We start from the raw sequence: 14,241 nt of genomic DNA on the forward strand, positions 1-14,241 counted from the left end.
TTTCCGACAGGTTGTTCCACTACAAGGAACTTGTCAATTTCATTACCGTTAGAAAAAATCTTTCCATTCTCAGAAACATAAATATTAGAAGAAGTAACCCTTATTCTGTTCCCCGTAGCCCCAATAACGTAAAAACCCGAATTTGTTCTCAGGAAACCCTCTCCATCAACCTTAAAACTACCATCCCTAGTTATAAACCTTTTTCCATTCTCATCTTCAACAACGAAAAAACCTTTCCCTTCTATAGCAAAGTCAAGTTTATTTCCTGTCTCCCTGACAGGGCCCTGTTCAAGATAAATTACATTATTAACAGTACCAGCATAATTGAGAGTAAGGTTATAAGTAGGAATATAACCTACAGGATGAGGGTCTTTCGGCTTAGAAGGAGGATGCTGTGTCAAAGGAACGTAAATAGTAGAAAACTTTACCCCTTCTCTCTTATACCCTGTAGTATCTGCATTCGCTATATTGTTACTAACAGACTCAAGCTTTCTTTCCATTGCTTTTGCACCGGAGGCGGCCACAAAAAGCAACTGCGCAGTAATGCTCATCTTTTCTCCCCTACATTGCCTTGCCCTTCTACAGGTTTCTTATCAAGTAAGATTGTAGAAGTGGAAGATGAAAAAATTATAAACCTTGTTCCTTCATAAGAAAACACTATTAACCTGTCCTCACTGGTAATAGGAACAATCTTTACTCCTTCTATGCCTTTCAGAAAAATCCTTCTTCTTTCAAGGAACTTAAGCAAAAAGATTAACAATAAAATTAGAACAAGGAAGGCAAGTATGCTTCTAATATACAAATCAGTCATTACTTTCCTCATCAACAATTGACAAAATCCTAATGCCTACCTTGTTGTTCTCAACTACAATTTCCCCATAGCCAAAGAATCTATCATTCACATAAATATCCACCGGTTCATCTACATACTTGTTGAGAGTAATAATCTGGTTCTGTTCAAGCTCCAAAACCTCTTTAAGGAGCATCTTACGTTTACCAAGAACCACAGAAATAGTAACGGGAATATCTTCTAAAAGGGCGAGCCTATCCTTCTCCATCTAACTTACCACCAATTTTGTTTCAGGAAAGTTTACCTCTTCTCCTTTTTTCCAGCAACTACTCCTCATCTCCCCTGTAAGCTAAAGGAAGGATGTCGGAAAAACTGACCTTCCTTTTTGCAGAACGAAAAGTTTTATCAGCTTTTTCTCTCTGAAAACTCCCTTCTACAGCAGAAGCTTTTAAGCTCCACCTTAGAAACTCAACTATGTCAGACTCTTTTTCACTGGCATATTTTGGAATATTGTCACCGTAGACAAAATAGAAAAGGGCTCTTACGAACTTTTCAGGATCATCGGTTTTTATCTGTTCTGACAACACTTCAAAAAGCCTTTCTATAAGCCTTGTTTTAAAGCCTCTCGGAAAGAGAGAATCCAAACTGATTTCCTTATCCTCACTCTCCACCGAAAAGGACACTCCTCTAAGCATTTTTGGTTTCAGTTTCAGCATCTCCCTTTTCCTCCAAAGCCTTTAAAAATCCACGAACGTTTGAAAACTCCGGTTCTTTAGGAATTTCAATCCCGAAATATTCCTTTATTTCTTCAGGCACGAACCTTGCACCACCGCCGGCAAAAATCACTTTACCGTAAGTATCTATAAAGTCCTTTATTTCCGGCTTAGAGTTTAACTTAGTGATTATCTCTCTCATGTAGTGAAGGGCTATTCTTTCCTTTATGGGTTTCAAATCTATTTCCTTTCCACCATACACAACTTTGTCTTCTTCAAGCCACATCTTAGCTTTCTTAAGGTCTACAGGCTTCTTCGTTAACTTCTTCACTTCTCTTGCCAAGGTATCGGCCATCTTCATAGTCCCTTCATTTTGAAAACCTGTCGTGTAACCTGCTCCCACTATCTGACCTCCCCTAACAAAAACAAGGTCTACCGTCCTATCTCCAATGTCCACTATCACGGCATTTTCCGGAGTCCCAACATCAAGCCAAATTCCTACTCCCTGAGGAAACACCAAAACCTCAAAACGAAACCTCTCTCCATTTATTTCAAAAGACGATACATAGTCCCTTATGAGTTTCTTCTTTTTTCCCCTCTTAATTTTCCCCTCAGGGTCAAAAACGATGATTTCTTTGTCAAATTCCGACAGAGCTATAGAAACACAAACTTTCTCGGGAAGTATCCTGTTTTCCCTCATCAGTTCATATATTAAGACAGGCGTATAAACCACAGAAAAATCTTCCTGATAAGTATCTATCAATCTTGTTTCAAAGTTTTTTGCTTTTTCTCCAGCAAGATAATAGTTACCTTTGTAGTAAATGTCCGGCGTAAGAGCTCCCTCAAGGCCACTTGTGTTATCCTCAAACTGAGCAACAGCAGAAGGAATACGAACAAGTCTTAACTTACCTTCTTCTTTCCAAGCTCCTTTCAAATAAGAGTAACCAGTATCTGTAGCAAGGAGCTCTACTTTCTTCCAGTCCTCCATCACCATCCCCCGATCAGTTATAAGTATAACACGAGTCAGGCATTATATCAGTTATAAGTCATCAGTTATTAGTTATAGGTTAAAGGTATTCAATCATTCTGAAATTTCAACTTCCTTTCTTTAGTCAAAATTCCTAGAAGGCTAAAAAACACAATAATTTTACAGCTTTACTTTACCACCTTCCTAACACCTTCTTAAAGATTTTAGCAATAACTGATAACAAATACACAAAACACAACAACTGATAACTGAATAATTAAAAGCTCTATCAAGCCACTTCACTGCTTTTTGGAGTGATTGGATATTCGCTTCTTTGAGAAACAGAAACTCTTGCTTGAGTTTAGGAAGTAGTTTTTTGTATTCATAGTAATTCCATTTCTTACCTTCTCTTTCGTAATCCTCCTTTGCTATTTCAAGGAGCTTGTTATAAACAAACCTGCAATGTCCTATCTGGCGATTTAGAAACTCTACCTGCTCCCTCAATGGATAGAGTCTGAATCTGTAAACGTAGAGCATTGCTTGTTTCCTACCCTTTAACGGTAAAGTTAAGCTTAACTCTCATTCAAAACAACGGCTTGCGCCGTGCGCTGTATCTCTTCTTTGAAAAGGAGAGAATTAGCGCAAAACTTATCCTAAAACACTGTAGTAACCACCAAAGCCTTGCTAATTTGAAAGTACTATTTGAGGAAAACAATCAATCAAGAAGAAGGCAATTTTTGCTTCCATCAAGAACAGTAACTCAGTTCCTGATAACTGATTCCGAACATCAACAACCGATAACTGATTATCAAAACATAATTACTAATAACTGATACCTAATGTAGCTTCACCCTTTTTCTATTTTATCAACGGCCATTACTTTTTCTTTGTCTGCCACCTTTATGTAACCCATTGTAGTAACTGGACTCGTATGTCCCATAAGCTCCTGAATAATCTGGATAGGTATCCCTCTACGAGACAACATTGTTCCATAGGTATGCCTTAGCCGATGAGGAGTAACGTTCAGGTCTCCAGCCTTTTTCCCAATAGACTGAATGGTCTGATAGAGTGTTTGATAGTGTATCCCTAAAGGTAGGACATTTTGCCTATTTTCCCAAAGCCATTCAGTGTATTGATTTCTCGGCATAGGAATACGTCTCTCTTTTCGCCCTTTTCCTCTAACTCTTATCCAAATAACTCCCTCTCTGTCTTTTTCAAGATTAAACTGATTGACCGACAAAGCTTCACTTGCCCTTAATCCTGCCAGTCCCATTAAGATTACTGCCGCTAGCTTCCAAGAAAAACCTTCCTTAGCTCTTTCTTTTGCAATTCTTAGCATTTTCCAGAATACTTCTTCGGAGACAGGTTTTGGAAGCTCCTTTCTGGTTCTCGGCTTTATAAAGTCTGGGACTTCTGGAAGTTCTATCTCGGAAAAGTCTCTGAGAAACTTTCTCAAGGACTGATAAGCTGCTATCGTCTGTTCCCTAACAGAGCTTGAAATGATATTTCCTATTGCGTGGGCAATTTCAGGCTTTGAAAGAGGGAGCTCCCTGTCCCCAATAGTAGAAAGGAGCTCTTTTAGGCGACGGCGGTAAATCTGGAAAGTTCTGGGGGATAGTTTATGTAGTGCGTAAGTCTCCCATTTTGATATAGCTTTCTGGAAAGTCATTTTTCCTATTCCTTACTTCGCATTTTATAGAAAAACGACGGGCTAAAAAAGAGTCGTTGTGCTCCAAGTATTTTCTCTCGTCATCTACATAGATAAGTTATCTTATCTATGTAGAATTTTATGACTTCTTTAAGTGTGTGTCAATCTAATTCCTTTTGTGCGTATAGAATTTATACAAAAAAGTTTTATGAGTTGTTCCTTGAAATCCAATAAATTATTGATAATATTTTCATGTGAAAATAAAATTTGAACAAGAAAACCGCAAGGAGGACAGCGATGAAATGTGTAATTCCTCTTTCTGTTTTAGCAAAACTTGGCAAATATGGAGTAAAACAGTATAAGCCGTATAACGATGCTAAAAAACTTCTGCCTGAAAAGTTCCAACTGAACGTTGTGGAGGAGGCTGAAGTAGGCAAGGCTATCAAGATAGAAAACGAGGAGGACCTTTTAAGATTTTTTGCGTATTTCATAGAAGAGCTGCTCGGCAGAGGTGAAACCGTTGGTCAGAGAATTACGTATGAAGGGGTGCCTTTAGATAGATACGAGAAGTTATATAGGGAGCTCCTTGAGTGTGAAAGGGACAAGAGTCTTTACTGGGAGAGGCTACAAACGGCTGAGAAACTGGCCAGAACCCTTGAAAAAGAACTAGAGGAGCTCCGTAAGGAAAGAGAAGATCTAAAGAAAGAGAACCAGCAACTCCTGGAAAAGATAGAAGAACTAAAAGATAAACAAGAGCGTTTAGAGCTTACCAGAAGGATTGAGAAACTCTTGAAGCTGGCCGAAAAGCTTCCAGAGGTAGAACGACAAGAGGTTGAAGAGCTGGTTAAGGAGCTCCAGGTAAAACTTAATGGGGAAGAGGGATAACGTTGAGGTGTGAACTACTCCGCCCTTACGGACGGGTCTTCTGGATGGGGAGATAATTCCCTACCAGAAGCTAGGTCCATGACAGGCGAAGTAGTTCACTGGAAGGAAGAAGTTACCCCGAACTAAGAAAGATAAAAATCTCTGAAATTTCTTCTCTTAAAGTGTCGTATATTATGTCCATTATGTAAGGAGAAATTAAGGCCAAAAAGAGTAGCACTATAGAAATTTGAACTGGAATTGCAACAAAGAACACGTTCATTTGGGGCATAACTCTTGCAACTAAGGCCAAGGATATGTTGAAAAGGAGAACTATGAGTACTATGGGAGAAGCTATCTGAATGCCTAAGGAAAAGGATTGGTTAAACTTTTTTACGAGCATCCATAAAAAAGAACTTTCTATTTGACAGTGAAGGGGCGGATATTTTAAAAAACTTAAATAAAGTGCCTGTATCATGGCATCAAGGAAGCCACCTGTTACAAATAGCATCAGCATCGCTATAAGAAAGAATCTACCGATTATTACTGATTGGCCTGCCGTTGGATCAAATATGTGTGCCATTGCAAAACCTCCCACCGTTCCTATTATGTCACCGGCAAAAACGGTGGCGGTGAAGAAGAGCCTTATCCACAAGGTTACTGCGAATCCGAAGAATACATCATTTAAAATTCCCAAGAAAAGCTCCAGAGGTGATTCAAAAACCTTTGTATCAAAAATGATTCCTTTGGCTGTTAATAGTAGTGTAAGCATTAAGGCCAAAAAAAGATTAAGAGTTACCCTGACAGCTATAGGTAGGGCAGGATGATTTATGACAGGAACGAAAGACAATATGCTTGCAGTTCTTATCAAGACTAAAATGTAGGTTAGAACGAAGCTCTTATACTGAAAGACAAAACCAAAGTCCATCAACTTCCTTCGGTGCTTGCAATGTTAATCACGAGTTTCCCTTCCTTTAGAAGCTGTTTGGCTTTCTCTACAATCTCCTCTTTCGCCTTTTCAACATCTGGCGGTGAGAATTCTGAAATACTTAAGTCTTCCTCAAAGGCTGTTCTCATAGCTTGTGGCATGTTGCTCAAAAACTTTTCTCTTATGGATTCATCAGAACCGTAAAGAGCGGCCAAAAGAGTTTGTCTGTCCACAGCAATAATAAGGTTTTGGATACCTCTATCGTTTGCATAAAGTAGAGATTCAAAGGGAAACAGAATGTTTTCCAACCGCTGGGCCATTTCCGGAGCTTTTTCCCTTATCATTTCAAAAAGTTTCCACAGCTCACTTCCAAAAGACCTGAGTATTTCTGCTGTCCTTTCTATTCCTCCTACCTTTTCGGAAGCAGCTATTTCTATCAGTTTCATGTTGTCAACTAAGGAATCGCTGGTAACGTTTATAACTTCTGGGGATATCTTTTCCATTTCTGCTATTCTCAACAGTATATTGACTTTTTGTTCGTCTGGTAGTTCAGAAAGAATTTCTACTGCTTTTTTGTTCGAAAGAATAGAAACGATAAAAGCAAAAAGTTGAGGATGCTCGTCTTTAAAGTTTTCTACAAGTAAGGTAGAGTCTATTATGTTGGCAACCGAGAGCTTTTTTTTGGCATCCTGTAAAGCTAAGGTCTTCTCAACAATTCTTCTTATGCTTTCATCGTTCCTTGAAGCAAGTTCAAGGACTTTCTGTAAGAATTTCTTGCTCGGAGTTTTTGCAAAAGGTCTGTTGTATAGTTTAAGGAAATCTACAGCCGCTTTCATTATAAGCCTGGGAGGAACAGCCTTTATCTTCATCATTAAGAAGGCAAGCTTCTGAATTTCGCTTTCTTCAAGATGTTCCATTACTTTGAAAGCAACTTCTTCTTCCAAAGATAAAAGAAGAATAGCTGCTTTTTCTGAGTTTGTCATGACCTACTTTTCCTTAATAGCTTTTCAATTCCTCCTTTCGTTTTAAGGCTTTTTTTCTCCTTAAGCCTTTTCACGAGGATAGCAACCAGTTCTTCAACAGAAGTATATTTTACCTCAGATGAGTTTAGAATAGCACTGTCAATTGTAACTTTTAGCCTGCTACTAAGAGTAAGAAGCATTTCATGGAATAAGGGAACTTTTTTATCGTGGAGAATTCCCAAAAAAGTACCTCCCGATAGTCTACAGAAGTTGCCTATTTTTCTTTTCCTTATTTCGCTACCTATTTCGCTGAGGACTCTGTCTCCTTCTTCCCAACCTCTCGTAAGGTTAACAAAAAGAAGTCCTTTTACGTCAAAGGCTGTGTAATATAAGCTCTTTTTGGGAAGGAAAAATAGTATTTCTTTCCAGCGGGAAAAAACCGGAAGTCCAGTAATAAGGTCCCGAAAGAATGCTTCTTTTCTAAACTTTTCTAGGTCTTCTGTAAGTGAAGAATCTTTTCCAATGTCCAAGACCCCTACGGTTTCTAGAATTTTTGTAGCGACATCAGTAACTTCCGGATAGAATGCTTTACCCTTGTCGTTTTCTATGATATTCAGAGCAGCTTCTAAAGAAAGCGCTCCTCTGTAGGGTCTCTCTGTGGTGATGGCGTCAAAGACATCGGCAATGCTTACAATGTTAACGTAAACGGGAATTTCTCTGTAGTTCATTCCGTAAGGGTAACCTTTTCCGTCTATCCTTTCGTGGTGTTTAAGAATAATGTCTAGAATGCGCGGAATTTTTCTTTTTTTTTCTTTTAAGAGTTCAAATCCTAAGATAGGATGCTTTTTAACCAGCTCTCTTTCTACAGGTGTTAGTGCTGTCGGTTTTAACAAAATAGCATCGGGTATACCTATTTTGCCTATGTCATGCAAGAATGCGCCTATATAAATTCTGCTAAGCTCTTCTCCTGTAATTCCAAGTGCTTGAGCTATGAGTAGAGAGTATAAGGCCACTCTATTAGAATGTCCCTCTGTATAGGTATCTCTGATAGAAAGAGCTTTAAGAAGAAGAGAAAGTGATTTGAACCAAGGGTTTTCTTTCTTAATCCTGTAGCTCTCTTCAAAAGCTCTTCTTAGTAAGTTTTCTTTTGCATTTAGCTGTTTAACCATCTCCTAATAATCTCGGCCGCTCTCTTGGGGTCTTCCTTAATTTTGGATTCTATATGTTTTAATATGGCCTGTAAAGCTTTGTCTACTTTAACACTTTCAGGTTCATACTTTAACTCTTCTATTTTAAGCCCTGGAACGAGTTTAGCAAGCTCTGATAAAGTAAGTGGAGCTTTTTCAAGATCTACTTTCTCTAAGAAAGTTTCTATACCTTCTTCAGCTGATTGTACTGGTTTTTCGGGAACCCCGGTAGTTAAGAGTTCTTCTATGGATTTCGTAGCGAGGGCTCTTTCTTTTCTTCTTTTTAAAATAAAGAGTGCAACTATAAGAACGATTAAGAGGATTATAAAGGCTCCAAAAGCGGCGATAATTGCCCATTTCGGAATTCCAAACCTTTTAGAGAGGCTTTTAACAGGAGCTGGTAGGGCAATTTGCTTAGAAAGGTTGATTTCCACCTTTTCCGCTACGCTTTCAAATGGTAAAGAAGCAACTGTTACAACGTCTCCTCTTTTCGGATTATATCCGACGGCGGTTTTTACGGCTCTTTCTATTTCTTGGAGCTCTTCTTCTGTTATTGGTAAGTATTCAAGCTTACCATCTTTTTCAATGTACTTACCGCTTACTAGTACAGATATGGTGAGCCGTTTTATTACTGGAGAGTTAAGGATTTTCTTCCTTCTTATTTCTCCCGTATTGTAGTTTACGATAGATTTCTTTTTCTCTACTTTTCCCTTTTTACTTCCCAGCTCTCCAATTACTTCAAAATCCCTTCCAACAGGAGGAGGAAGATTAGAGGTCGTCCCCGGAATTCCTCCTAACGGAGGAGAGGACATTGCAATTTCTTTTTCTCTTTTTTCACTCACAATGGCACTTTTGTCCGGATCGTAGAAATGTTCTTCAACCTCTTCTTGAGTAAAATCAAGGTCAATGTTGGCTTTAACAGAAACCCGAGAAGTACCGTAAACCTTTGCAAGGAGCGCCAGAATTTTTGTTTCTATTTCCCTTTCAATCTTCTTCTTTATCCTGAACTTTTCTTCTACCTCATCGGAAGAAGACGTTTTGAGAACTTCTTCTGCAAGGTCGTTTCCGAACTGATCTACAATGGATACGTTTTCGGGTTTTAAGTTCCTTATAGACTTAACCAAAAGATTGATTATTCCCCTTACCTGTTCTTCAGTTAGCTTCTCCCCGGGATAAAGTTCCAGAACAACAGAAGCTCTCGGTTCTTCATCTGAAAGAAAGGCTGTGTCTTCAGGAAAAGAAACTATCACCTTTGCAGATTTTACCGGAGCTAAACTCTCTATACTTTTAGCAATTTCATTTGCTATAGCTTGTTGATACAGAATCTTCATTTGATATTTGCTCATTCCAAACTTAGGCTCTTTAAAGAGCCCGAAATCAATTCTGCCGCTTGAAGGAATTCCCTTAGATGCAAGTAAGATTCGTGTAGAGTAAACAAATTCTTTGGGAACGTAAACTGATTTCCCGTCTGAAGATACCTTAAAGCTTATTCCTTCCTTTGAGAGTTCTTTGACAACCTCCTCTACTGCGGAAGGGTTTAGGTTTGTAAAAAGCGGAGCAAAATTTTCTTTGCTTGTACCGGGGAAAAAAACATAGAAAAGAAGAGCCACGAAAACAAAAAAACTAGCGATTCCGCCTAAGACTATGTGCTTATGCCTTTCAAAAAAAGAGCGTACTTTTTCCTTATCTAAGGTGCTCAGTTTTTCCCTAACACCTTTTACGTCCATTTAATTAGACCTGCATGTGTACGAAAGTTTGGTATGTTTGCAAGATTTTGTTTCTAATCTGGACTGCAGCTTTGACGGCAAGCTCAGCTTCAGTTGCGGCAACTACTGCCCCTAGAATGTCATCGTTTTTACCGCTTGCAATCTCTACAGCCTTGAACTCAGCCTTTTTAACTACTTGATTTAACTTCTCAACCTCATCCTTCAAAGTTTCAGCAAAACTCTTATAGCTTTTGTCTGAGGCTTTACCATTTCTTAATTCTTGACCATTTAAGAGCTTTAACTTTATCCCTTTTACTTCCATTTTTTCCCTCTATCGTTAAGTTTTAAGTATGTCCAGGGTAATATTAATTAGGTTTTTAGCGTTATTTGCAACATTAACGTTGGCCTGATACATTCTACTGGCTTCTATTAAGTTTGTCATCTCTTCTGCCGGGTCTATGTTTGGATATTTCACATAGCCATCTTTGTTAGCATCTGGATTTCCGGGCTCATACTTTATAATTGGGGGGCTTTTGTCTTTAACAACTTCATCTACTATGACACCGTATACTTGATTTTGTGCATCTAAAAGGACAGCCTTAAAATGGACATCTCTCCTTTTGTAGTAGCCCCCTTCAGGAGTAGAAGTAGAGTCCACGTTGGCTAAGTTGCTTGCTATTACTCCTATTCTGAGTCTTTGAGCTACCATGCCAGAAACGGCAACGCTTATAGTTTTAAGCAGACTCATGACTACCCACCTCTTTAAGCTGTTTTTCGCCTTCCTGTTTTTCATCGTTTGCTATGGTAACAGCCAGCAGATTGTTTTCCACAGTTCCAAGCTTTGTTCTAAACTTTGGTTCTCCGTTTATAACTAAACTTACGTCTTCGGGTGAAAAGCTTAAAACGTCTCCTTTCTTAAGAGATAGCAGCTTTCTCAAAGTGAAAGGATAGAAAATTCTTGCTTCAACTTCTACGGAAGAATTCATAACTTTTTCTCTTAAAATCTCTTTCCAACCTTTGACTCTTTCTTTCAAGATTCCTTGATACAAAAGGTCGCAAATCTCCAAAAAGTCGTAGTCTATAGCTAAGGAAACTGGAAACTTCCATATGTGTAGTTTAAAATTTATATCTGCCCAAAAAAGAGAATGCTTTAGGGAGTAAGCAACTACTTCGGCCGAGTTGTTTTCGTATCCTGTAATTATTGCTTTTACCTTTGCAAACTCTCTTGTTGTTACCTCTTCTAAGACTGAAAATAGATGATTCCAGAAAAATTTAACTATGTCCCAGTCAACAGCAGAATTTATTAGCTTTCCGACAAGTTCATGTGGATACTTTGAGAGTTTGGAATTGCTTAAAAGAGAATCCACCAAAAGAGGAAAAAGGTCTTTCGGAAATAGTAGAAATACGGGATATGAAGCTTTAGCAATGTTAACAAAGGAGATTTCACCTTTTAAAAGAAGGAGGTCTTGCCTAGAAAAAACGTCTTTTTTTGATAAGTTCACTAAGTCTAACTCTAAGGTAGTATTGACTAAAGAAGAAACGGAAGATGTAAACTCGCTGATTAGAGAAAGGACATAGGTATTTACAAATCTGTAGTCTGAAATCACAGAAGAGGGAATTTTGTCTAATCCCTTTGAGATATTGCTTGTTTCGCCTTCTGAAACTGTAATGTCTTCTTTTGTAGATGGTGCTCTCCCCTTTTCTTCCTTTCTTTTTACGGCCGGAACTTCATCAAGAAGTGCTAAGAGTTCTTCGTCCGATAGAACTTCCCTTAGAGTATTACCGTTTAAGAACTTACCGTTACCGCTGTTTTTTCTTTCCATTTCCTTTAGCCCGAATTCCTTTTAAAGGCTTCTACGATAAACTTTTTAAGTCCTATACCTCCAGCTTCGGCGATTTCTTCTCCGAGCTGAACAAAAAATAGATTCTCCCAAAAACGGGTTTGAGAAGAAAAGAATGGGTTCTCCTCTGTAGAGGAGAGTTCTGCTAAAATCTTTTGTATGAAAATCGCTTCAAACTCTGTTGCCGCCTTCCTGATTTGTTTTTCCGGGCTCTTAGCATCAAGAATCGTCTTAACCTCAGAGATAGAAAAGATGGAGCTCATCCCTTTCTCCTTTCAGTCTGTATGTTCCCTATGTAAAGCTAAACCATCTCAGGCATCTGTCGATATTATAAAAGATTGGACCTAATCAGACAAACTTTTGTAAGAGATAAGAGAGAGGTAGCTCTAGCGTGATTCCCTACGGCAAACACTGGATAGATGAAGAAGATATACAAGCTGTTGTTGAAGTCTTAAAATCGGACTTTATAACCCAAGGACCCAAAATTAGGGAGTTTGAAGAAAAACTTGCCGTCATTTGTGGGGCAAAGTATGCAGTCGTATTTAACTCGGGAACTTCTGCCCTTCATGCAGCCTACTTTTCCCTCGGTTTAAAGGAAGGAGATGAATTTATAACTTCACCGCTTACTTTTGTAGCTACTGCAAATGCTGGCTTGTTTCTTGGGGCAAAGCCTGTGTTTTGCGATGTAGAAGAAGACACAGGAAACATAGCTTCAGAATTTTTAGAAGACAAAGTTACCGAAAAAACCAAACTTATATCTGTCGTTCACTATGCCGGACACCCTTGCGATATGGAAAAGGTGAAAAAAATAGCCGACAAGTACGGACTTGCTGTAGTTGAGGATGCTTGCCATGCTTTAGGAGCAAAGTATAAAGGCACAAAAATAGGAAGTTGTAAATACTCAGATGTTACAGTCTTCAGTTTTCATCCCGTTAAACACATAACAACGGGTGAAGGAGGAGCTGTTTTAACGAATAGAGAAGATGTATACGAAAAGCTTCTTATGTTTAGAAATCACGGAATAACAAAAGATAGCAGGCTTTTTACAACTATTCCTGACGGTGAATGGTATTACGAGATGCAGTTTTTGGGATTTAACTACCGCATGACCGATATTCAGGCATCTCTTGGAATTTCTCAGCTGAGAAAACTTGATAAGTTTGTAAAGAGAAGGAGAGAAATAGCTGAAATTTATAGTAGAGCATTTAAGAACAATCCTTACTTTGAAACTCCTGTAGAGAAAGAATATGCTTATCATTCCTACCATCTATATCCTATAAGATTAAAAGATAAAAGGAAGAGGGAGGATATATTTAGACTCTTGAAAGAAAAGGAATTGGGAGTTCAAGTACATTACATACCGGTCTACCTTCACCCTTATTATCAAAGACTTGGATACAGGAAAGGAAAGTGTCCGTTGGCAGAGGAGTTTTACAGTAGAGAAATAAGTCTACCAATTTACCCTAAGATGACAGAGAAAGAAGTACATCATGTTATAAATGTTGTAAACGAAACATTTAGAAAGTTCTGAAGGAAAAAGGAAATGAGGGTCAAAATTTTATACTCTAAGCTTTAGGATAAATTTTGTGCTGTATCTCCCCTGGGAAGATACAGCACACGGCGTAAGCCGTTGTTTTTGACTATGCGTTAATGATAAACAGGCGTTATTGCTTGTTATTCTTCGTGAATGTAGTATACTATGCGTATGGGAAAAGTGAACTTGAAACCCAACATAAGAAGAGGGAGAACCTGCGTATATAACTGCAACTACCACATAGTTTTTTCAACCAAGTACAGGCGGAAAGTCTTAACTCCCGAAGTGGAAGATTATCTCAAGAAAGTAATAGTAGAAACAGGAGTAGAAAAAGGTTTTGAAGTAGCGATGGTGGAAGTAGGAGAACAAGACCACGTTCACCTCTTTGTATCAGCACACCCGAAAATAGCTCCTTCATACATAGTAAAGATGGTAAAGGGAATAAGTGCAAGAAAACTGTTTTTAAAGTTTCCAGAGCTTAAAAAGAAATTGTGGAAAGGACATTTGTGGAATCCGTCCTACTATATAGAAACAATAGGTTCAATTTCTGAAGATGTGATAGGCAAATATATAGAGAATCAGAAGAGGAAATAGATGCTCTATGTTTACAGATTCAGACTCTATCCTACGAAAGAACAGGTAGAGTTTCTAAACCGTCAGATAGGACACTGCAGGTTTGTCTATAACAAGCTCCTTGAAATAGCAAAAGAAAATTACGAAAGAGAGAACAAAAAGTGGAACTTCTACGAGTACAAAAAACTGCTTCCTAAACTTAAGCAAGAATTTCCGTTTCTCAAAGAAGCAAACAGCCAATCACTCCAAGAAGCGGTGAAGTGGCTTGATAGAGCTTTTAAGAGCTTCTTTAAAGGACTTGCAAAATTTCCCAAGTTCAAGAGCAAAAAGAGGGTAAACAGCGTATCAATATTCCAACACTTCCGCATAGAGGGAAACAAAATCAAAATATCGAAACTCAAAACACCGATAAAGTTCAAAAAGCACAGGGAGATAGAAGGGAAAATTAAAAGTGTTTCAATAACCAAACTCCCATCGCGTAAGTTCTACCTTAACGTTCTTGTTGACAGGGAGGCAGAGCCACTTCCGAAA

Annotated in this window: 19 protein-coding genes; 4 read left to right on the top strand and 15 right to left on the bottom strand. The window is 38.4% G+C overall.

The window, feature by feature from the left end; genetic code table 11:
* The 7 genes from ABGX27_09155 to ABGX27_09185 all read right to left on the bottom strand — a co-directional run.
* A partial coding sequence (locus tag ABGX27_09155) for a flagellar hook basal-body protein (GenBank protein MEO2069656.1) occupies positions 1-551 on the bottom strand: 551 nt, incomplete at its 3' end.
* Positions 548-811: a hypothetical protein gene (locus ABGX27_09160; protein MEO2069657.1), complete on the bottom strand. Its 264-nt coding sequence runs from the start codon at positions 809-811 to the stop codon at positions 548-550. The genes ABGX27_09160 and ABGX27_09155, both read right to left, overlap by 4 nt.
* Positions 804-1,058, bottom strand: a complete 255-nt coding sequence (gene fliN / locus ABGX27_09165; GenBank protein ID MEO2069658.1) for a flagellar motor switch protein FliN — start codon at positions 1,056-1,058, stop codon at positions 804-806. Before fliN ends, ABGX27_09160 begins: the two co-directional genes overlap by 8 nt.
* Positions 1,059-1,116: 58 nt before the next feature.
* Positions 1,117-1,506 (bottom strand): hypothetical protein, encoded by a 390-nt coding sequence (locus ABGX27_09170; protein MEO2069659.1) that lies wholly within the window; start codon positions 1,504-1,506, stop codon positions 1,117-1,119.
* The gene (locus ABGX27_09175) at positions 1,478-2,491 is read right to left on the bottom strand and encodes a ParM/StbA family protein (protein MEO2069660.1); all 1,014 of its coding nucleotides are present in this window, start codon (positions 2,489-2,491) and stop codon (positions 1,478-1,480) included. The genes ABGX27_09170 and ABGX27_09175 overlap by 29 nt, the downstream gene beginning before the upstream one ends.
* 183 nt (positions 2,492-2,674) lie before the next feature.
* Positions 2,675-3,007, bottom strand: a complete 333-nt coding sequence (locus ABGX27_09180) for a helix-turn-helix domain-containing protein (GenBank protein MEO2069661.1) — start codon at positions 3,005-3,007, stop codon at positions 2,675-2,677.
* Positions 3,008-3,317: 310 nt separating this feature from the next.
* The gene (locus ABGX27_09185) at positions 3,318-4,139 is read right to left on the bottom strand and encodes a tyrosine-type recombinase/integrase (protein MEO2069662.1); all 822 of its coding nucleotides are present in this window, start codon (positions 4,137-4,139) and stop codon (positions 3,318-3,320) included.
* Positions 4,140-4,532: 393 nt separating this feature from the next.
* Here ABGX27_09185 and ABGX27_09190 point away from each other — a divergent pair, with 393 nt between their 5' ends.
* Positions 4,533-5,003, top strand: a complete 471-nt coding sequence (locus ABGX27_09190; GenBank protein MEO2069663.1) for a hypothetical protein — start codon at positions 4,533-4,535, stop codon at positions 5,001-5,003.
* A gap of 112 nt (positions 5,004-5,115) precedes the next feature.
* Here ABGX27_09190 and ABGX27_09195 read toward each other — a convergent pair whose 3' ends face one another.
* The 8 genes from ABGX27_09195 to ABGX27_09230 are packed head-to-tail and all read right to left on the bottom strand — an operon-like array spanning position 5,116 to position 11,866.
* A complete protein-coding gene (locus ABGX27_09195) occupies positions 5,116-5,907 on the bottom strand; it encodes a flagellar biosynthetic protein FliR (protein MEO2069664.1) in 792 nt (263 codons plus the stop codon).
* A complete protein-coding gene (locus ABGX27_09200) occupies positions 5,907-6,890 on the bottom strand; it encodes a FliG C-terminal domain-containing protein (GenBank protein ID MEO2069665.1) in 984 nt (327 codons plus the stop codon). Before ABGX27_09200 ends, ABGX27_09195 begins: the two co-directional genes overlap by 1 nt.
* Positions 6,887-8,038, bottom strand: coding sequence for an HD-GYP domain-containing protein (locus ABGX27_09205; protein ID MEO2069666.1), 1,152 nt, complete (start codon positions 8,036-8,038; stop codon positions 6,887-6,889). Before ABGX27_09205 ends, ABGX27_09200 begins: the two co-directional genes overlap by 4 nt.
* Positions 8,023-9,783 (bottom strand): flagellar basal-body MS-ring/collar protein FliF, encoded by a 1,761-nt coding sequence (gene fliF / locus ABGX27_09210; protein MEO2069667.1) that lies wholly within the window; start codon positions 9,781-9,783, stop codon positions 8,023-8,025. The genes ABGX27_09205 and fliF overlap by 16 nt, the downstream gene beginning before the upstream one ends.
* Positions 9,784-9,787: 4 nt before the next feature.
* Positions 9,788-10,084, bottom strand: coding sequence for a flagellar hook-basal body complex protein FliE (locus ABGX27_09215; GenBank protein MEO2069668.1), 297 nt, complete (start codon positions 10,082-10,084; stop codon positions 9,788-9,790).
* Between the two features lie 15 nt (positions 10,085-10,099).
* Complete coding sequence (gene flgC, locus ABGX27_09220) at positions 10,100-10,510, bottom strand: flagellar basal body rod protein FlgC (GenBank protein ID MEO2069669.1); 411 nt, start codon at positions 10,508-10,510, stop codon at positions 10,100-10,102.
* Entirely contained in the window at positions 10,497-11,585 is a 1,089-nt protein-coding gene (locus tag ABGX27_09225) for a FliM/FliN family flagellar motor switch protein (protein ID MEO2069670.1), read from the bottom strand. The genes flgC and ABGX27_09225 overlap by 14 nt, the downstream gene beginning before the upstream one ends.
* 5 nt (positions 11,586-11,590) lie before the next feature.
* Positions 11,591-11,866: a rod-binding protein gene (locus ABGX27_09230; protein MEO2069671.1), complete on the bottom strand. Its 276-nt coding sequence runs from the start codon at positions 11,864-11,866 to the stop codon at positions 11,591-11,593.
* A 128-nt stretch (positions 11,867-11,994) separates the two neighbouring features.
* Here ABGX27_09230 and pseC point away from each other — a divergent pair, with 128 nt between their 5' ends.
* From pseC to ABGX27_09245, 3 genes are all read left to right on the top strand, one after another.
* Entirely contained in the window at positions 11,995-13,134 is a 1,140-nt protein-coding gene (gene pseC / locus ABGX27_09235) for a UDP-4-amino-4,6-dideoxy-N-acetyl-beta-L-altrosamine transaminase (GenBank protein ID MEO2069672.1), read from the top strand.
* A 174-nt stretch (positions 13,135-13,308) separates the two neighbouring features.
* Entirely contained in the window at positions 13,309-13,731 is a 423-nt protein-coding gene (tnpA, locus tag ABGX27_09240) for an IS200/IS605 family transposase (GenBank protein ID MEO2069673.1), read from the top strand.
* Positions 13,732-14,241: transposase (locus tag ABGX27_09245; GenBank protein ID MEO2069674.1), on the top strand; the 510-nt coding region annotated here is incomplete at its 3' end.

This window comes from Desulfurobacteriaceae bacterium, assembly GCA_039832905.1.
In the GTDB taxonomy this organism is placed as follows: domain Bacteria; phylum Aquificota; class Aquificia; order Desulfurobacteriales; family Desulfurobacteriaceae; genus Desulfurobacterium.

Coding starts and splice junctions, on each gene's coding strand:
- ABGX27_09160 (MEO2069657.1), bottom strand. CDS start 811: ATGACTGATTTGTATATTAGAAGCATACTTGCCTTCCTTGTTCTAATT.
- fliN (MEO2069658.1), bottom strand. CDS start 1,058: ATGGAGAAGGATAGGCTCGCCCTTTTAGAAGATATTCCCGTTACTATT.
- ABGX27_09170 (MEO2069659.1), bottom strand. CDS start 1,506: ATGCTGAAACTGAAACCAAAAATGCTTAGAGGAGTGTCCTTTTCGGTG.
- ABGX27_09175 (MEO2069660.1), bottom strand. CDS start 2,491: ATGGAGGACTGGAAGAAAGTAGAGCTCCTTGCTACAGATACTGGTTAC.
- ABGX27_09180 (MEO2069661.1), bottom strand. CDS start 3,007: ATGCTCTACGTTTACAGATTCAGACTCTATCCATTGAGGGAGCAGGTA.
- ABGX27_09185 (MEO2069662.1), bottom strand. CDS start 4,139: ATGACTTTCCAGAAAGCTATATCAAAATGGGAGACTTACGCACTACAT.
- ABGX27_09195 (MEO2069664.1), bottom strand. CDS start 5,907: ATGGACTTTGGTTTTGTCTTTCAGTATAAGAGCTTCGTTCTAACCTAC.
- ABGX27_09200 (MEO2069665.1), bottom strand. CDS start 6,890: ATGACAAACTCAGAAAAAGCAGCTATTCTTCTTTTATCTTTGGAAGAA.
- ABGX27_09205 (MEO2069666.1), bottom strand. CDS start 8,038: ATGGTTAAACAGCTAAATGCAAAAGAAAACTTACTAAGAAGAGCTTTT.
- fliF (MEO2069667.1), bottom strand. CDS start 9,783: ATGGACGTAAAAGGTGTTAGGGAAAAACTGAGCACCTTAGATAAGGAA.
- ABGX27_09215 (MEO2069668.1), bottom strand. CDS start 10,084: ATGGAAGTAAAAGGGATAAAGTTAAAGCTCTTAAATGGTCAAGAATTA.
- flgC (MEO2069669.1), bottom strand. CDS start 10,510: ATGAGTCTGCTTAAAACTATAAGCGTTGCCGTTTCTGGCATGGTAGCT.
- ABGX27_09225 (MEO2069670.1), bottom strand. CDS start 11,585: ATGGAAAGAAAAAACAGCGGTAACGGTAAGTTCTTAAACGGTAATACT.
- ABGX27_09230 (MEO2069671.1), bottom strand. CDS start 11,866: ATGAGCTCCATCTTTTCTATCTCTGAGGTTAAGACGATTCTTGATGCT.
- tnpA (MEO2069673.1), top strand. CDS start 13,309: ATGGGAAAAGTGAACTTGAAACCCAACATAAGAAGAGGGAGAACCTGC.